This is a genomic window from Lysobacter sp. F6437, assembly GCF_052547215.1.
On the sequence record NZ_JBQWRB010000001.1, the window covers coordinates 1,706,623 to 1,721,766 of the forward strand.

Annotated in this window: 14 protein-coding genes; 7 read left to right on the forward strand and 7 right to left on the reverse strand. The window is 70.1% G+C overall.

The features are described from left to right. Positions 1-750, forward strand: a complete 750-nt coding sequence (locus tag ACT9F5_RS07930) for a DUF4124 domain-containing protein (protein ID WP_445119339.1) — start codon at positions 1-3, stop codon at positions 748-750. A gap of 5 nt (positions 751-755) precedes the next feature. Beyond that, positions 756-1,460, forward strand: a complete 705-nt coding sequence (locus ACT9F5_RS07935) for a DUF4124 domain-containing protein (protein ID WP_445119340.1) — start codon at positions 756-758, stop codon at positions 1,458-1,460. A 13-nt stretch (positions 1,461-1,473) separates the two neighbouring features. Here the strand turns inward: ACT9F5_RS07935 and ACT9F5_RS07940 are convergent, their stop codons facing one another. Next, positions 1,474-2,250 carry an SDR family oxidoreductase gene (locus ACT9F5_RS07940; RefSeq protein ID WP_445119341.1) on the reverse strand — a complete coding sequence of 259 codons (777 nt, stop codon included), beginning with the start codon at positions 2,248-2,250 and terminating at the stop codon, positions 1,474-1,476. A gap of 58 nt (positions 2,251-2,308) precedes the next feature. On the opposite strand from ACT9F5_RS07940, the gene ACT9F5_RS07945 reads away from it, so the two are divergent. Beyond that, positions 2,309-2,527 carry a hypothetical protein gene (locus ACT9F5_RS07945; protein WP_445119342.1) on the forward strand — a complete coding sequence of 73 codons (219 nt, stop codon included), beginning with the start codon at positions 2,309-2,311 and terminating at the stop codon, positions 2,525-2,527. A 135-nt stretch (positions 2,528-2,662) separates the two neighbouring features. Here the strand turns inward: ACT9F5_RS07945 and sppA are convergent, their stop codons facing one another. Together sppA and ACT9F5_RS07955 are read right to left on the reverse strand one after the other, a co-directional pair. Beyond that, complete coding sequence (gene sppA, locus ACT9F5_RS07950) at positions 2,663-4,552, reverse strand: signal peptide peptidase SppA (protein WP_445119343.1); 1,890 nt, start codon at positions 4,550-4,552, stop codon at positions 2,663-2,665. Between the two features lie 51 nt (positions 4,553-4,603). Then, positions 4,604-6,067 (reverse strand): MATE family efflux transporter, encoded by a 1,464-nt coding sequence (locus ACT9F5_RS07955; RefSeq protein WP_445119344.1) that lies wholly within the window; start codon positions 6,065-6,067, stop codon positions 4,604-4,606. A gap of 122 nt (positions 6,068-6,189) precedes the next feature. Here ACT9F5_RS07955 and ACT9F5_RS07960 point away from each other — a divergent pair, with 122 nt between their 5' ends. Continuing rightward, positions 6,190-7,365 (forward strand): DUF3667 domain-containing protein, encoded by a 1,176-nt coding sequence (locus ACT9F5_RS07960; RefSeq protein ID WP_445119345.1) that lies wholly within the window; start codon positions 6,190-6,192, stop codon positions 7,363-7,365. 4 nt (positions 7,366-7,369) lie between these two features. On the opposite strand, the gene ACT9F5_RS07965 is transcribed toward ACT9F5_RS07960, so the two are convergent. Then, positions 7,370-8,029, reverse strand: coding sequence for a DUF3106 domain-containing protein (locus tag ACT9F5_RS07965; RefSeq protein ID WP_445119346.1), 660 nt, complete (start codon positions 8,027-8,029; stop codon positions 7,370-7,372). Next, entirely contained in the window at positions 8,016-8,930 is a 915-nt protein-coding gene (locus ACT9F5_RS07970; protein ID WP_445119347.1) for a hypothetical protein, read from the reverse strand. The genes ACT9F5_RS07965 and ACT9F5_RS07970 overlap by 14 nt, the downstream gene beginning before the upstream one ends. A 174-nt stretch (positions 8,931-9,104) precedes the next feature. On the opposite strand from ACT9F5_RS07970, the gene ACT9F5_RS07975 reads away from it, so the two are divergent. Continuing rightward, positions 9,105-9,308 (forward strand): hypothetical protein, encoded by a 204-nt coding sequence (locus tag ACT9F5_RS07975; protein WP_445119348.1) that lies wholly within the window; start codon positions 9,105-9,107, stop codon positions 9,306-9,308. A 95-nt stretch (positions 9,309-9,403) separates the two neighbouring features. Continuing rightward, positions 9,404-11,641 (forward strand): primosomal protein N', encoded by a 2,238-nt coding sequence (locus ACT9F5_RS07980; protein WP_445119349.1) that lies wholly within the window; start codon positions 9,404-9,406, stop codon positions 11,639-11,641. A gap of 117 nt (positions 11,642-11,758) precedes the next feature. Here the strand turns inward: ACT9F5_RS07980 and ACT9F5_RS07985 are convergent, their stop codons facing one another. Further along, a complete protein-coding gene (locus ACT9F5_RS07985) occupies positions 11,759-12,535 on the reverse strand; it encodes an NYN domain-containing protein (RefSeq protein WP_445119350.1) in 777 nt (258 codons plus the stop codon). 114 nt (positions 12,536-12,649) lie between these two features. On the opposite strand from ACT9F5_RS07985, the gene ACT9F5_RS07990 reads away from it, so the two are divergent. After that, positions 12,650-14,077 carry an FAD-dependent oxidoreductase gene (locus tag ACT9F5_RS07990; RefSeq protein ID WP_445119351.1) on the forward strand — a complete coding sequence of 476 codons (1,428 nt, stop codon included), beginning with the start codon at positions 12,650-12,652 and terminating at the stop codon, positions 14,075-14,077. Positions 14,078-14,230: 153 nt separating this feature from the next. Here ACT9F5_RS07990 and rpoH read toward each other — a convergent pair whose 3' ends face one another. Continuing rightward, positions 14,231-15,124, reverse strand: a complete 894-nt coding sequence (gene rpoH / locus ACT9F5_RS07995) for an RNA polymerase sigma factor RpoH (protein WP_445119352.1) — start codon at positions 15,122-15,124, stop codon at positions 14,231-14,233. Between the last annotated feature and the right edge of the window lie 20 nt (positions 15,125-15,144).

Here is a 15,144-nt window from a genome sequence, read left to right on the forward strand (position 1 = left end):
ATGCACTCTCGCTTGCCGCCGCTGCTCGTCCTGCTGCTCCTGCTCCCTGTGGTACGGGCCGACGCACGGCCGGACCAGGTCACGATCTACCGCTGCACCGATGCCGACGGCGCGCTGACCCTGCGCGACACCCCATGCAAACACGGCGAACAGCAGCAGGCGATCGAGATGCAGCGGCCGAAGGACCCGCCGCCACGGCCCGCCGCGAAGCCGGCGCCGACCCCGGCGTCAGCGCCCGCACCGGAGAAGATCGTCACCCGGGTGGTGGTGCTCGAACGACCGTCGCCGGTCTACGAATGCACCACCGCCGACGGCGAAACCTATACCAGCGACAGCCCCGCCGGAAATCCGCGCTGGGTGCCGCTGTGGACGCTGGGCTACCCGGCGCGGCCGCCGTATGCCTACCCGCGCCGGCCACCGCTCAACGTGCCGGTCCGGCCCGCCAGTCGCAGCGGGCACCTCGGCAACGACCTCGTGTTCGACGGCATCGGCCGGCCGAGCCCGCCCCCACCGGGCGATCCGCAACGCGCGCCCGAACTGCCGTCGGCCGTGGGCCTGGCCTACACGCCCGGCGCCTGGATCCGCGACACCTGCCAGCAGCTGCCGCCCGCCGAAGTCTGCCAGCGCCTGCGCGACCGCCACTGGGAGCTCGGCCGCCGTTACAACAGCGCACTGCAGAGCGAACGCACCCTGATCGATGCCGAGCAGGACCGCATCAACGCGCGGCTGGGCAGCGAATGCACGGGGTGATGACGATGCCGACGACGAAACCGGCATCAGCGTCGCGCTACGGTCGATCGCGCGATGCGATCGCGCGCGCTTGGGCATGGCTGCCAATCATCGCCCTCGCGCTCGGGACTGTCGCTCCCGCCGGCGCACAGGACTCGGTGGTGATCTACCGCTGCACCGACGCCAGCGGCGCGGTCACGGTGCAGAACGACGTGCGTTGCCCCAAGGGCAGCCGGCAGGAACGGCGGGTGATCGAGACCGCGGCGGCGGCGCCCTACACGCCACCGGTCGAGCCCGCGGTTCCGCCGCCCGAACCGGCAGCACCCGTCGAGCCGACGCCCGCCTCTGCAGTGATCGAGGCGCCACCGCCCGACGCGCCGTCCGACCCATCCGTTCCTCTGGCCGAGCGCACGCCGCCGCCCCCGCTGTTCGCTTGCAAGACCTGGAACCGCGAGGAGTATTTCAGCGACAGCACCACCCCGGCCCAACGTTGCGCGCCGATGCAGACCACCGGCCTCGGCGGCGACCCGGCGCAGGGTGCGGGCGCGGCCTGCATGGTGGTGTCGGACTTCTGCCAGCCGGTGCCCGAGGCGGCGCTGTGCGAGAGCTGGCGCGACCACTTGATCCGCAGCGAGGCGATCGTCGAGTTCGATCGCGCGCAGGACCCGGACGCGGCGGCGGCCGAACTCGAGCGCGTCCGGACGATCGTCGCCCACAGCACCTGCGACTGAGCGTTCGCTGCGCTCAGAACCCGTAGCGCAGGAACCCGCCGTCGACCGCGATGCATTCGCCGGTGACATAGCCCGCCGCCGGCAGGCACAGGAACGCGACCGCGGCGGCGACTTCCTCCGGCTCGCCGATGCGGCTCAGTGGCGTGCGCAGCAGCACCTCGTCAAGGTAGTCGGGGTCGGCCAGTTTGCTGGAGGTGCGGCGGGTGCGGATGTACCACGGCGCCACCGCGTTGACCCGGATGCCGTCCTCGGCCCATTCGACCGCGAGGTTGCGGGTCATCTGGTGCATCGCCGCCTTGCTCATGCCGTAGGGCGCGCCGGTGCGCACGTGGGTCAGGCCCGACACACTGCCGACGTTGACGATGCTCGACGCCGCGTGGCGGGTCAGCAGCGGATGCAGGTAGCGCGACAGCTCGAACGCGGCGAACAGGTTCACCTCGAAGATCTGCCGCCACTCGTCGTCGCTGTAGTCGGTACTGGGTTTACTCAGATTGGCCCCGGCGTTGTTGACCAGGATGTGCAGGCCCTCACCGAAGTCCTCGACCCAGTCGAGCAGTTCGCGGCGCTGGTCCTCGAGGCCGACATCGCAGGCGAACACCTGCACCTCGCGCTCGGGGAAGTCCTCCAGCAGTTCGGCGCGGGCATCGTCGAGCCCGGCTGCGTCGCGCGCGGCCAGCAATACGTCGGCGCCGAAGCCGAGCAGTTCGCGCGCGATCGCCCGGCCGATGCCGGCGCTGCCGCCGGTCACCAGCGCCAGTTGTCCGTCCAGCCGCCAGCGTTTGGGGTCCATGCCTGCTCCTGTCGATGACCGGGGTAGCATAGCCCCGAGCTTATCGGAGGATGCCGTGATGTCGCGAAGCCTGGTCCTGATCGCCACGCTGCTGGTGCTGTGCGCCTGCAACAAGCCGACCCCGCCCGACCCGGAACGCCCGGTGGAACCGCAGGCGCGCGCCACCGAACTGCGCGATGCGATACAGGAGCCGCTCGACAAGGCGAAGGCGGTGGAAGGCGACATGCAGAAGGCGGCCGACGCCCAACGCGCGGCGATCGAGGCCGCCGGCGGCTGAAACCGGCGGCGATGCCGATCACCACAATGCTTGAAGGCCCCTGTAGGAGCGGCTTCAGCCGCGATCTGGAGTCGGCACGGGCGGACGGTTCCCGATCGCGGCTGAAGCCGCTCCTACAAAAGCATCAGCCCATGCTTATTGCAGGCTGCAAAAGCAGTAGGCCAACGCCTTCACCGGAACCCCGGCAACCGGGGTGATCGCGCCTTCCAGCAACGCCATGTCGGCCCGGGTCTGCGGCAACGCCTTGGCGACGAGTTCGCGGGCGAGCGCCGAGTCGCCCAGCAGGTTCGCGCCGATGCGGCTCTGCGCGAAGCCGGTGAAGAACTGCTCGAACGGCGATGCCGCCTTCTCGACGTAGCGCACCGCATAGTCCCCGGGCTCGCCGAGTTCGGCGCGTTTGGCGGCGTCGGCGATCGCGGGACGGATGCCGCCCAGTTCGTCGACCAGTCCGCGCGCCTTGGCCTGCGCGCCGCTCCAGACCCGGCCACGGGCGACCTCGTCGATCTTCGCCACCGGCTGCTCGCGCGCACCGGCGACCTTGCCGATGAAGTCGCGGTAGCCCTTCTCGATCACCGACTGGATGACCTGGCCGACCGCCGGGTCGAGTTCGCGGGTGATATTGAACGCACCGGCAAAGCGCGTGGTGCCGACGCCATCGGTGTTGACGCCGATCTTGTCGAGCGCGCGCGGGATGGTCGGGATCATGCCGAAGATGCCGATCGAGCCGGTGATCGTGGACGGATCGGCGTAGATGCGGTCGGCGTCCATGCTGATCCAGTAGCCGCCGGACGCGGCCAGGTCGCCCATCGACACCACCACCGGCTTGCCGGCGTCCTGCAGTGCGACCACTTCGCGGCGGATCTGCTCGGAGGCGAACACTTCGCCGCCGGGCGAATCCACCCGCAGCACCACCGCCTTGACGTTGTTGTCGTCGCGCGCCTGGCGCAGCAGCGCCGAGGTCGACTCGCCGCCGATCGTGCCCGGCGGCTGCTCGCCACCGGTGATCGATCCGGCCGCCACCACCACCGCCACCTGCGGCCGCGGGTCGGCGGCCATCTTCAGCGCGCCGTCGAGATGCGCGAGGTAGCCGTCCAGCGAGACCTGGCGGAAGCCGCCTTCGGCATCGAAATCGGCAACACCGCGCTCGACCAGCATTTCATCGAGCTGCCCGCGCGTCTTCAGCGCGTCCACCAGCTTGTGCTGCAGCGCGTATTGGGCGAGGTCGCCGTTGACCTCCGCGATTCCGGCCGGCAGCTGGTCGATGTCGGCGGCGATCGTCGCCGGCGCGATCCCGCGCGCCTTGCCGACGTCGGCCAGGTAGCGGTTCCAGAGGTCGTTCATCCAGTACAGGTCGGCCTGCTTGGACTCCGGCGAAGCCGCATCGAGCACGAAGGGTTCCGCCGCCGACTTGTACTCGCCGACCTTGAACAGGTGCACGTCGACGCCGAGCTTGTCCTGCAGGCCTTCGCGGTAGTACTGGCGATAGCGGCCGAGGCCTTCGAGCATCAGGCCGCCCATCGGATCGAGGTAGACCTCGTTGGCCTGCGCCGCGATCAGGTACTGCTGCTGCCCCATCATCTCGGAGAACGCCAGCACCTGCTTGCCGCTCTCGCGCAATCGCGCCACCGCGGCGGCGACCTCGCGACGGCTGGCCATGCCGCCGCCGCCCAGTTTGTCGAGCTGCAGCACCACCCGTTCGATCCGCTCGTCGGTCGCGGCGGTGTCCAGCGCCCGCAGCAGGTCGCGCAACTGCACCTCACCGCTCTTCTCGCCCATTGCCCGGGTCAACGCGCGGGTCGCCGGGTCGACGCTGTACTGCTCGACCAGCGCGCCGTCCGGCGCGATCACCAGAGTGGTGCGGTCCAACAGCGGCTCGACCCGGTCGCCGGCGCCGAGGATGGCCAGGAACAGGATCAGCAGGACGAAGAACACCAGGTTGAAGATCAACCGGCGGGTGAAGTTCATCGCGTCCCACAAGCCGATGAAGAAGCGGGCGATGGGTCCGCGACGCGGGGGCTGGTTCATTTTTTACAACTCCGATTCGATTCCACAGCCTACCGGCTGGGCCGTAGTGAATCATCCGTCATTGGTCATCCGGGTGGCGTCGGGCGTGCGGTCGAGCGGGCGGGCGTTCAGCAGACGCTGCAAACGCGCCGGCCGGCTGGATCGCCAGAACCGCATCCCCAGCAGCACCGCCGCGACCAGCAGGCCGGCGATCAGGCCCAGCCACATCCCGCGCGGACCCATCGCCGCGACCAGGCCGCCCCAGCCGAGGCCGAGCACACCTCCCAGCGGCATCCCCACCACCCAGTACGCCAGCACCGCCAGCAGCATCGGCACGCGGGTGTCGCCGAGTCCGCGCAGGGCGCCGGCCGACAACACCTGCACGCCATCGGGGAACTGGAACGCCGCCGCAAACAGCAGCAGCGAAGCGGCCAGCGCCGCGACCGCCACGTCATCGGTATAGAAGCCGACGATCCACTCGTTGCCCAGCAGCAGCACCAGCGCCGACAGCGTCTGGGTGCCGAGCACGATCACGTAACCCGCATTGGCGGCCCGGCGCACCCCAAAGCCATCGCCACGACCCAGCGCATGGCCGACCCGCACCGTGGTCGCCTCGGCCAGGCCCATCGGGATCATGAAGCACAGGCTGGCGACGTTGATCGCGATCTGGTGCGCGGCCGCGGGGATCTCGCCAAGCCGGCCGATCAGCAACGCGGTGGTGACGAACAGGCCGCCCTCCATCGCCACCGTCACCCCGATCGGCAGGCCGGTCGCGAGCAGGCGACGGACCATCGGCCACCGCGGCGGGTCGAGGCGCGCGAACAGGCGCAGCCCGGCAAACCGTCGCGCCCGCCGCAGGTACAGCGCGAACGCGATCGCCTGCGCCCACAGCATGGTCGCCGAGGCGATGCCGAGGCCGCCGGCACCGCGCTCGGGTAGGCCGAACGCGCCGTAGGTCAGCGCGTAGCCCAGCGGCACCAGCAACAGCAGGCCGCCGAAGCCGAACAGCATCGTCGGCAGGGTGAAGTGCAGGCCGTCGCAGAGGTAGCGCATGCACAGGTACAGGGTCAGCGCCGGCACGCCCCAGCGGATGCCGCGCAGGAAGTCGCTGGCGCCGGGCACGATCTCCGGTGCGATCCCCATCGGCCCCAACGCATGAACCGCCGCGGTCATGAATGCGAACAACACGATCCCGAGCATCGCCGACAACCACAGTGCCTGCCGGAACAACGCGCCCACCTCGTCGCGGCGGCCCGCGCCATCGAGTTGCGAGACCGCCGGCGGCAACGACATCAGCGTGCCCATCGGCACCATCATCGGCAGCCAGAACAGCGCGGTGCCGACCGACACCGCGGCCAGCGTCTCGGTGCCGTGGTGGCCGGCGATCACGGCGTCGACGAAGCCGATCAGCCCGGTCGACAGGTGGCCGAGCACCAGCGGCGCGGCGAGCAGGCCGGTGCGGCGGACCTCTTTCGACAGGCGTGGTTCGGTGGGCAGGCGCGGCGATGGCGCCACCGGAACAGGAGGGGAAGACATCGGATGACCGGATCGCACGACTGCAGCCGCGCCGCCGAACGGATGTCGGGCGCTGGCGCCGGGTCGTGGCGGCCCGCTATCTTAGCCGCTCGCCGGTGACGGCCCATGGAACAGAAACCACGATGAGCGACGCTGCGAGCCAACACGACGCCCACGCCGATCCGACCCGCTGCGAGAACTGCGACGCCGCGCTGCAGGGCGAGTTCTGCCACCAGTGCGGGCAATCGGTACACAATCCGATCCGCCATGCCGCGCATGCGGTCGAGGAGTTCTTCGAGGCGTTCTGGCACCTCGACGGCCGGTTGTGGCGCACCCTGCGCGACCTCGTCAGCCCCGGCCGGACCGCCATCAACTACCTCGCCGGCCACCGCCAGCGCTACATCGCGCCGCTGCGGCTGTTCGTGGTGCTGAGCCTGCTGACGTTCTTCATCGGCGCGGCGACGATGCACTTCGACGATGCGACGGTCTCGACCGACGGCATCGACACGATTGCCGCGGCGACGACGGTCGCGGAGGTGGAAAAGGCCCGCGACGAGCTGGTGGCCGAGATCGAGCAGGCACGCGTGGAGGCCGGCAACACGCCCGGGGTGGACCCGGCGCTGGTCGCCGCCGAGGTCCGGATACGCGGTGCGGCGGCCAACCGCATCGTCGAGCTGGGCGGTACGCCTGACAAGAACGACGTGGCCACGGCGGATACCTCGCCGTCCCAGCCTTGGCGCAGCGGGCTGCAGTTCAACATGCTCGGCCATCATGGCGTGTGGGACCCGGAGACCAACCCGCTGGTGGTCGGCTGGTGGCCCGACTTCGCCAACGCGTGGCTAAACCGCAAGGCGGGCAACATCGATCGCAACATGGAGAGCGAGTCCTTCGCCTCGGCCGAGTTCTGGGTGCAGGGCATGATGGCGTCCGCGCCGACCGCACTGTTCCTGCTGGTGCCGGTGTTCGCGCTGCTGCTGAAGATCTTCTACCTGTTCACCCGGCGGCTCTACCTGGAGCACCTGGTGGTTGCGCTGTACAGCCACGCGTTCCTGCTGCTGGCGTTGACGGTGTTGTTCCTGCTGTCGCTGCTGGGCGGCTGGCTGGCGAACGCGCCGGTCTGGATCGGCATCGTTATCGCCACCGCGTCGGCCGCGATGATGATTTGGATGCCGGTCTATCTGCTGCTGATGCAGAAGCGCGTCTACCGGCAGGGCTGGTGGCTGACCGTGCCGAAGTACCTCGCCATCGGCATGGTCTATTTCATGATGCTGCTGTTCGCGACGATCATCGCGTTCCTCGCGCGGCTGGCGGGCAGCTGACCGGTCAGCGGTGCAGGCGGTCCCACAGCCAGTCGTTGCGGTTGGCGGCGGCGGTCGAGACCAGCTCGCGACGCAGCAGCGCGCGCTCCTGTGGCGGTGTGCGTTGCACCAGCACCGACAGGTCGTGGCGTTGTGGCGGCGTCATCGCACGCAGCACGCGTAACAGACCGTCGTGTTCGCCCGGCGGAACCTGCGCCAGCAGCGGCTGCAGCGCGGCGTAGTCGGCACCCAGCTCCGGGCCGAGCAGCCAGCCGCGGCGCTCACTGCGGTCGAGCGCGTCGAACCGGCTGCGCAGTGCCTCCCGCTCTTCGGCTGGCAGGCCCGCAAAGCGGCGCGCGGCCGCGCGTACGCGGGCCTGCTCGTCGGCCGGCAAGGCCTGCCAGGCCTGGTATCGCTCCCGGGCGGCACCACGCCCGGCGGCCGGCATGGCGTTCCATTGCTCGACACGATCGAGGAAGGCACGGCGTTGTTCCGCACTCCACGCGGTCCACTGCGCGGCTCGCTGCTGCAGCTCCGCGCGTCGCTGCGGTTGCAGTTGCGGCAGGACCACTTCGAGGTCATCCAGCACGGCCGGCGCCGCGTGCGCGAACGCCGCCAGCGCCAGCAAGCCGGCCGTCAACAGCGGCCAACGGCAGGATCGTGAACGTCGATCAACGCGACTCATCGGCGGCCTCGCTGGAAAAATGGTCGATCAGCCAACTGTTGAAAGCGAGCTGTTCGGATTCGGCGAGGCCTTCCGGGTCGGCCAGCAGCGCGAAGTCGCGATGGGTGACCAGTCCGGCCTCCGCGCCGTAACGCGACGCCGGTGCTTCCGCCGGAAGTCCATGTTGCCCGGGCCTGCCGCGTGCGCTGCCATCAAGCCAGCGCGCGGCACCCGGCCAGAAGGTCGCGGCGAATCCCAGCACGCACAACCCCAGCAACGTCCACAACACGACCGGCAACCAGGCCAGCGACGGCCGCCTGTCGACGGCCCTGGCCGGCGCGCCGACCTCGCCACTGCCGGCTGTCCCCGCCAGGGCGGCCTCGCGATTGCGGCCCAGCCGCACCAGTCGCGGCGGCGGCAGGGTCTTGATCCGGCGCCGCACCTGGTCGCCCAGGCGTTGCCACGCTTGCGGATCGGCACGGCCGTCGGCGTGGCGCGGCAGCGCGCGGCGCAGCGCGAGCTGGTAGGTCGGCTCGGCGACACCCAGCACCGCGGCCGCCGCGGCCGGCTCCAGCCCCGCGGCCAGTCGCAGCAACAATGCCGCCCGCGGGCCATCGCCGAGTGTGGCCAGGCAATCGGTCGCATCCAGCTCCATCGCCAGCGGCGGGTGGTCGCGCAAGCCGGGCTGGGCCAGCAGCAAGGTCCAGAACCGTCGGGGCCACTGGTCCATCGGCAGGCGACCGGCCTCTGCGCGGAACTGCCGCATGGTCGCAGCCAGCGCGGCATCCCCGGTGGCGACGTCGCCGCATTGCAGCTCGGCCAGCACCGCGCCGCGGCGCTCGACCCCGCGCAGGAACGCGGCCAGCGCCGGCGGGGCCGATGGCCCGGCAGCGGACGTGGCACCCGTATCGGAATGGGGCATGCCGGAGGACCCCGGCGGAGGACGGACACTCATCGGAACGAATTCACCATGCCTGCATCATAGCGACCGCAATGCCTCCACCAGATGGCTTGACAAGCCCTGTAAAACTTCGCGAACAAAGCGTGACGGGGGCTTGCGTCGAATCCGGTTGTGCACAGCGGCGGGTTTTCCGTCATGAACGACCCGTTCAGGAAGATGCAGGGCCATATTGCAGCGATGTTTCACGGACAAGTGCCTGATTTCCGGGGCTTTATCGCTCATGGCACTTTTTTGACCAACCCGGCGCAGGGGCTTGTGGCAACGGCATCGCGCATTCTTGCGCCGCGACCATGCACAGAGTTATCCACAGTCGATGTGGATAACGGGCATTTCCCTTGAAAAACGCGAACTTGCGCACGTTTTGTCAGGCACCCCGAAGCAATGCAGCGCAACTGCCGTGCCTGCCGGAAGCACCGCTCGCTAGACTGGCGCCAATGCCGCCCGCACCGTCCAACCCGCCCGTGTCGACCGTCCTGCGGGTCGCCCTGCCGCTGCCGCTGCCACGCCTGTTCGACTACCTTGCGCCCCCCGGTGACGGCCCGGCCGCCACCATTGGCGCGCGGGTCCGGGTGCCGTTCGGCCCGCGCGAGCGGGTCGGGGTGGTGGTGGCGATGCCTGCGGCGGCCGAAGCCGACGCGCCGACCCTGAAGCCGGCACTGGCGGTGCTGGATGCCGAACCGCTGTTCGCCGACGAATTGCTCGACTCGCTGCGCTGGCTGGCCCGCTACCTGCACGCACCGCTGGGTGAAGTGCTGGCCACCGCCCTGCCCGGACCGTTGCGCCACGGCGAACCGTTGCCGGACACCCACAACTGGGCTTGGCGACTGACCGAGGCCGGGCGAACCGCCCTGGACGGGCTGCGCGCAGGCAAGCCGCGCCGGCTGGCCGAACAGCTGCGCGACGGGCCACTCGCCGAGGCCACGCTCGACGCGCCTGCGGATGCCGCCCTCGACGGTTGGCGCAGCGCCGCCCGTTCGCTGGCCAAACGCGGGTTCGCCGAGCGCATCGCGATCGAGCCCTCGCACGGGGCGCCCGCGCCGCAACCGGGACCCGCCCCCAACCCGCAGCAGCAGACCGCGGTCGAGGCCGTGCTGGCCGGTGCCGGCCGGTTCGCGCCGTTCCTGCTCGACGGCGTCACCGGCAGCGGCAAGACCGAGGTCTACCTGCATGCGATCGCCGACTGCCTGGAACGTGGCCGGCAGGCGCTGGTGCTGGTGCCGGAGATCGGCCTGACCCCGCAACTGCTCACGCGCTTCCGCGCGCGCCTCGGGGTGCCGGTGCACGTGCTGCACTCGGGGCTGTCGGATGGCGAGCGCGCGCGTACCTGGGCGGCCTGCCATCGGGGCGAGGCGCGGGTGGTGGTCGGGACCCGTTCGGCGGTGTTCCTGCCGCTGCCGAAGGCGGGCCTGATCGTCATCGACGAGGAGCACGACGGCAGCTTCAAGCAGCTCGACGGCATCCGCTACCACGCCCGCGACTTCGCCCTGGTCCGCGCCCGCGCGCTGGCGGTGCCGATCGTGCTCGGCAGCGCGACGCCGTCACTGGAGTCGCTGCGCAACGCCCAGCAGGCCGGACGCTACAGCCACCTGCGCCTGCGCCAGCGCGCCGGCAATGCGCAGCCGCCGGTGGTGCGGGTGGTCGACGTGCGCAAGCGGCCACTGCAGGCCGGGCTGTCGCCGGAACTGCTGGATGCGATCGGCCGCGCGCTCGACGCCGGCGGCCAGGTGCTGGTGTTCAAGAACCGCCGCGGTTACGCCCCGGTGCTGTTGTGCCACGACTGCGGCTGGAGCGCGCAGTGCCCGCACTGCAGCCTGCCCGAGCAGGGCACGCCGATGACCGTGCATGCCGGTGGCCGACGACTGCAATGCCACCACTGCGGCGCGCGTCGGCCCGCGCCCAACGCCTGTCCCGACTGCGGCGGACTGGCGCTGCAGTCGCAGGGCGCCGGCACCGAGCGGATCGAGGAAGCCCTGCGCGAACGCTTCCCTGAGGTGCCGGTGCTGCGGATCGACCGCGGCACCACGCGCCGCCGCGACGCGCTGGAGCAGCACCTGGCCGGCTTCGGTGACGCCCGCGGCATCCTCGTCGGCACCCAGATGCTGGCCAAGGGCCATGACCTGCCGAACCTGACCCTGGTCGCGGTGGTCGGCATCGACGAAGGCTTGTTCAGCGCCGACTTCCGCGCGCCGGAAAAACTCGCGCAACTGCTGATCCAGGTCGCCGGCCGCGCCGGCCGCGCCGACAAGCCTGGGCAGGTGCTGCTGCAGACCCACCACCCGGAGCACCCGTTGCTGGCGACGTTGTTGTCGGGCGGCTACGGCGCCTTCGCCGAGCTCGAACTGGAGCAGCGCGAGGCCGCCGGTTTCCCGCCATTCGCGCACCTGGCGATGCTGCGCGCGGAAGCAAAACAGGTCGAAGTCGCCAACGACTTCCTGCAGGCGGTGCGTCGCTGCGTCGAGCGCGATGCCGAGCGCACGTTGGAGATCAGCGGCCCGCTGCCGGCGCCGATGCCGCGTCGCGCCGGCTACCAGCGGGTGCAGTTGTTGTTGTCGGCGCCGCAGCGTCGCGCGTTGCACGGTGCGCTCGATGCGGCGTTGCCGGCGATCCACGCGCTGCCCGAGGCGCGCAAGGTGCGCTGGTCGCTGGATGTGGACCCGGTGGACCTGTACTGACGCCGCTCTTGCCCCCCAAGCTGGCTTCCCTGGGGGTGTAGGAGCGGCTTTAGCCGCGATCTGGAACCGTTCGCCCGCGCCGACTCCAGATCGCGGCTGAAGCAGCTCCTACAGGTCCTATGCCGAGGGTCGCTTGCGCGGGGCGCGCTTGGCTTTCGCCGCGGCGCGGGGCTTGGGCTTCTCGCGTACCCAGATGATCTGCTCGTCGCGGCGCACCTCGAACACGCCGGTCGCCTCGATCAGGTCGCTGAGTTTGCGGTAGCCGAAGTTGCGCGGATCGAACGAGGCCTGGTTGCTGATCTGGTGGCCGACCGCGCCGAGCGGCGACCAGCCGTCGTCGCCGCCGGTCGAGTCGACCGCGCCGCGCAGCATCTGCAGCAGGCGCGGATCGCCGCGCAGCTCGGCGGCACTGCGCGGCTCGGTCGCGGTGGTCGCGCCGGCCTTCTCGGGTTGGCCCAACGCTTCGACGTAGGTGAACTTCGAGCACGCATTGACGAACGGTTCGGGCGTCTTCTTCTCGCCGAAGCCGTAGACCTTGACGCCGTCGGTCAGCAGCCGCATCACCAGCGGGGTGAAGTCGGCATCGCTCGACACGATCGCGAAGCCGTCGAGGTTGCGCGCATACAGCAGGTCCATCGCATCGATCACCATCGCCATGTCGGACGCGTTCTTGCCGCGGCTGTAGGCGAACTGCTGGATCGGGCGGATCGCGTATTCGTGCAGCGTCGCCTCCCATCCCTTGATGTGCGGGTTCTTCCAGTCGCCGTAGGCACGGCGCACGTTGGCGACGCCGTAGCGCGCGACTTCGGTCAGGATCGCGTCGATCTTGGCGGCCGGCGCGTTGTCGGCGTCGATCAGCAGGGCGATGCGCTTTTCGGTCTCGGCCGTGGCCATGGCGGTTCCTTGCGGGATGATGGCCCGAGCCTACCGCAGTGGCGGTGGGTGGCCGGACATTGGTCGGCGACGACGCGGCTGTCAGACTATGCCGACGCGAACGCAGGAGTCGGCATGCACGGCAACGGCAGGCAGCACCATGTGGTGGTGGTCGGTGGCGGATTCGCCGGGCTGTGGGCGACCCGTGCGCTGGCCGGCGACGACGTCCGCATCACCCTGGTCGACCGCCGCAACCACCACCTGTTCCAGCCGCTGCTGTACCAGGTCGCGACCGCCGGGTTGTCGGCGCCGGACATCGCCGCGCCGCTGCGGCACATCCTGCGCGGGCAGGACAACGTCGAGGTGCGGTTGGGCGAGGTCACCGGCATCGACACCGCGGCCCGGCGGCTGACCCTCGCCGATGGCGACCGGCTCGACTACGACACCCTGCTGCTCGCCAGCGGCGCGACCCATGCCTACTTCGGCCATGACGACTGGGCCGATGACGCGCCCGGGCTGAAGACACTCGACGACGCGCTGCGGATCCGGCGCCGGGTGCTGCTGGCGTTCGAACGCGCCGAAGCTGCCGACAACCCGGCCGAGCGCGACGCCTGGCTGAGCTTCGCGGTGGTCGGCGGCGGCCCGACCGGAGTCGAACTGGCCGGCACCCTGGCCGAGATCGCGCGCAAGACCCTGCGCCGTGAGTTCCGCCATATCGATCCTTCCGCGGCCCGGGTGCGGCTGGTCGAAGCCGGGCCGCGGGTGCTGTCGACGTTCCCGGACTCGCTATCGGAAAAAGCGCGGCGGCAATTGCAGAAACTCGGCGTCGAGGTGCTGACCGACTCGCCGGTCAGCGCGATCGATGCGCACGGCTTCACCCTGTCGCGAAAGGATCCGGCAAGCCCCGAAACCCCGGGCACCGCCCGGTCATCGGACGGCGGCTCGGCGCCCGATGTCCAGTTGCCAGCCACTGACGCGACAACAACAACCAGACTGCCTGGCAGCGACGCCCCATCGAATGCCGCCGCCACGCCGGTCACGATTCCCGCACGTACCGTGCTGTGGGCCGCGGGCGTGGCCGCCTCTCCACTGGGGGCGCTGCTGGATGCAGAACGTGATCGCGCGGGCCGGGTCGTGGTGAACCCGGATCTCGGCGTGCCCGGTCATCCTGACGTGTTCGTTGCCGGCGACCTCGCCAGCATCCGGCAGGACGGCAAGCCTGTCCCCGGCGTGGCGCCGGCGGCCAAGCAGATGGGCACGCACGTCGCCGCCGCGATCCGCGCGCGACTGGGCGGCCAATCCGCACCGGTGTTCCGCTACCGCGACTTCGGCAACCTCGCGACCATCGGCCGGATGGCCGCGGTGGTGCACTTCGGGCGGCTGAAACTGTCGGGGCTGATCGCCTGGTGGTTCTGGCTGGTGGTGCACATCCTGTTCCTGATCGGTTTCCGCAACCGGCTGGTAGTGATGCTCAACTGGGCCTGGGCGTACTGGAGCTACCAGCGCCACGCGCGGATCATCTTCGGCAAGCCGGACGCCCCCGACGACCCACCGCTGATGTAGGAGCGGCTTCAGCCGCGATCGGATGGCTGGTCGTCCGTACCGGCTCCAGATCGCGGCTGAAGCCGCTCCTACAAAAGCCCGGGACTCGCGCCCACCAACGCGAACGGCCCGGTTTCCCGGGCCGCCGCTCGATCACTGCGATGTCGCCATCGCCTACGCGGTGAACAACGCGCGCATCTTCTTCAGCGCGTTCGCCTCGATCTGGCGGATCCGCTCGGCCGACACGCCGTACTCGTCGGCCAGCTCCTGCAGGGTCACCTTGTTCTCGTTGCCAAGCCAGCGGCGCGCCACGATGTCGCGCGAGCGCTCGTCGAGCTCGGCCAGGCCTTCGTGCAGCAGCGCGATCTGGCTGTCCTCGGAATCCTCGCGCTCGTAGATCTGCGACGGGTCCTCATCGCTGGTGCGCAGGTACGCGGCCGGCGACGGCGGAGCGTGGTCGTCGTCATCATCGCTCGACAGGTCGAAGCCAATGTCGCGGCCGGACAGCCGCGACTCCATCTCCAGCACCTCGCGCTTGGAGACGTTGAGGTCGGCGGCGACCTGGGTGACCTCGGCGTCGTTCATCCAGCCCAGGCGCTTCTTGCTCTTGCGCAGGTTGAAGAACAGCTTGCGCTGCGCCTTGGTGGTCGCAACCTTGACGATGCGCCAGTTCTTGAGGATGAACTCGTGCATCTCGGCGCGGATCCAGTGCACCGCGAAGCTGACCAGGCGCACGCCCTGGTCGGGGTCGAAGCGCTTGACCGCCTTCATCAGGCCAATGTTGCCTTCCTGGATCAGGTCGCCAAGCTGCAGGCCGTAGCCGTTGTAGCCGCGGGCGACGTGGACCACGAAGCGCAGGTGCGAATGGACCAGTTCGCGGGCGGCGTCGAGGTCTTCCTCGCCATGGAAACGGCGGGCGAGCGCCTGCTCGTCCTCGGCGCTGAGCACCGGGATCTTGTGGACGGCGCCGATGTAGGCGTCGAGCGAGCCGATCGGGGTCAGCGCATTGAGCGCGGAGACCGGCAGGCTGTTGGAAACGAGGGCGTTGGAGGCTGCAATCTGGGTCATGGGGTGATCTTAGCAGTCGT

What these genes read in the sequence shown, in the direction of transcription:
- ACT9F5_RS07930 (WP_445119339.1), top strand. Translation starts at nt 1, where the DNA reads ATGCACTCTCGCTTGCCGCCGCTGCTCGTCCTGCTGCTCCTGCTCCCT.
- ACT9F5_RS07935 (WP_445119340.1), top strand. Translation starts at nt 756, where the DNA reads ATGCCGACGACGAAACCGGCATCAGCGTCGCGCTACGGTCGATCGCGC.
- ACT9F5_RS07940 (WP_445119341.1), bottom strand. Translation starts at nt 2,250, where the DNA reads ATGGACCCCAAACGCTGGCGGCTGGACGGACAACTGGCGCTGGTGACC.
- ACT9F5_RS07945 (WP_445119342.1), top strand. Translation starts at nt 2,309, where the DNA reads ATGTCGCGAAGCCTGGTCCTGATCGCCACGCTGCTGGTGCTGTGCGCC.
- sppA (WP_445119343.1), bottom strand. Translation starts at nt 4,552, where the DNA reads ATGAACCAGCCCCCGCGTCGCGGACCCATCGCCCGCTTCTTCATCGGC.
- ACT9F5_RS07955 (WP_445119344.1), bottom strand. Translation starts at nt 6,067, where the DNA reads ATGTCTTCCCCTCCTGTTCCGGTGGCGCCATCGCCGCGCCTGCCCACC.
- ACT9F5_RS07960 (WP_445119345.1), top strand. Translation starts at nt 6,190, where the DNA reads ATGAGCGACGCTGCGAGCCAACACGACGCCCACGCCGATCCGACCCGC.
- ACT9F5_RS07965 (WP_445119346.1), bottom strand. Translation starts at nt 8,029, where the DNA reads ATGAGTCGCGTTGATCGACGTTCACGATCCTGCCGTTGGCCGCTGTTG.
- ACT9F5_RS07970 (WP_445119347.1), bottom strand. Translation starts at nt 8,930, where the DNA reads ATGCCCCATTCCGATACGGGTGCCACGTCCGCTGCCGGGCCATCGGCC.
- ACT9F5_RS07975 (WP_445119348.1), top strand. Translation starts at nt 9,105, where the DNA reads ATGAACGACCCGTTCAGGAAGATGCAGGGCCATATTGCAGCGATGTTT.
- ACT9F5_RS07980 (WP_445119349.1), top strand. Translation starts at nt 9,404, where the DNA reads ATGCCGCCCGCACCGTCCAACCCGCCCGTGTCGACCGTCCTGCGGGTC.
- ACT9F5_RS07985 (WP_445119350.1), bottom strand. Translation starts at nt 12,535, where the DNA reads ATGGCCACGGCCGAGACCGAAAAGCGCATCGCCCTGCTGATCGACGCC.
- ACT9F5_RS07990 (WP_445119351.1), top strand. Translation starts at nt 12,650, where the DNA reads ATGCACGGCAACGGCAGGCAGCACCATGTGGTGGTGGTCGGTGGCGGA.
- rpoH (WP_445119352.1), bottom strand. Translation starts at nt 15,124, where the DNA reads ATGACCCAGATTGCAGCCTCCAACGCCCTCGTTTCCAACAGCCTGCCG.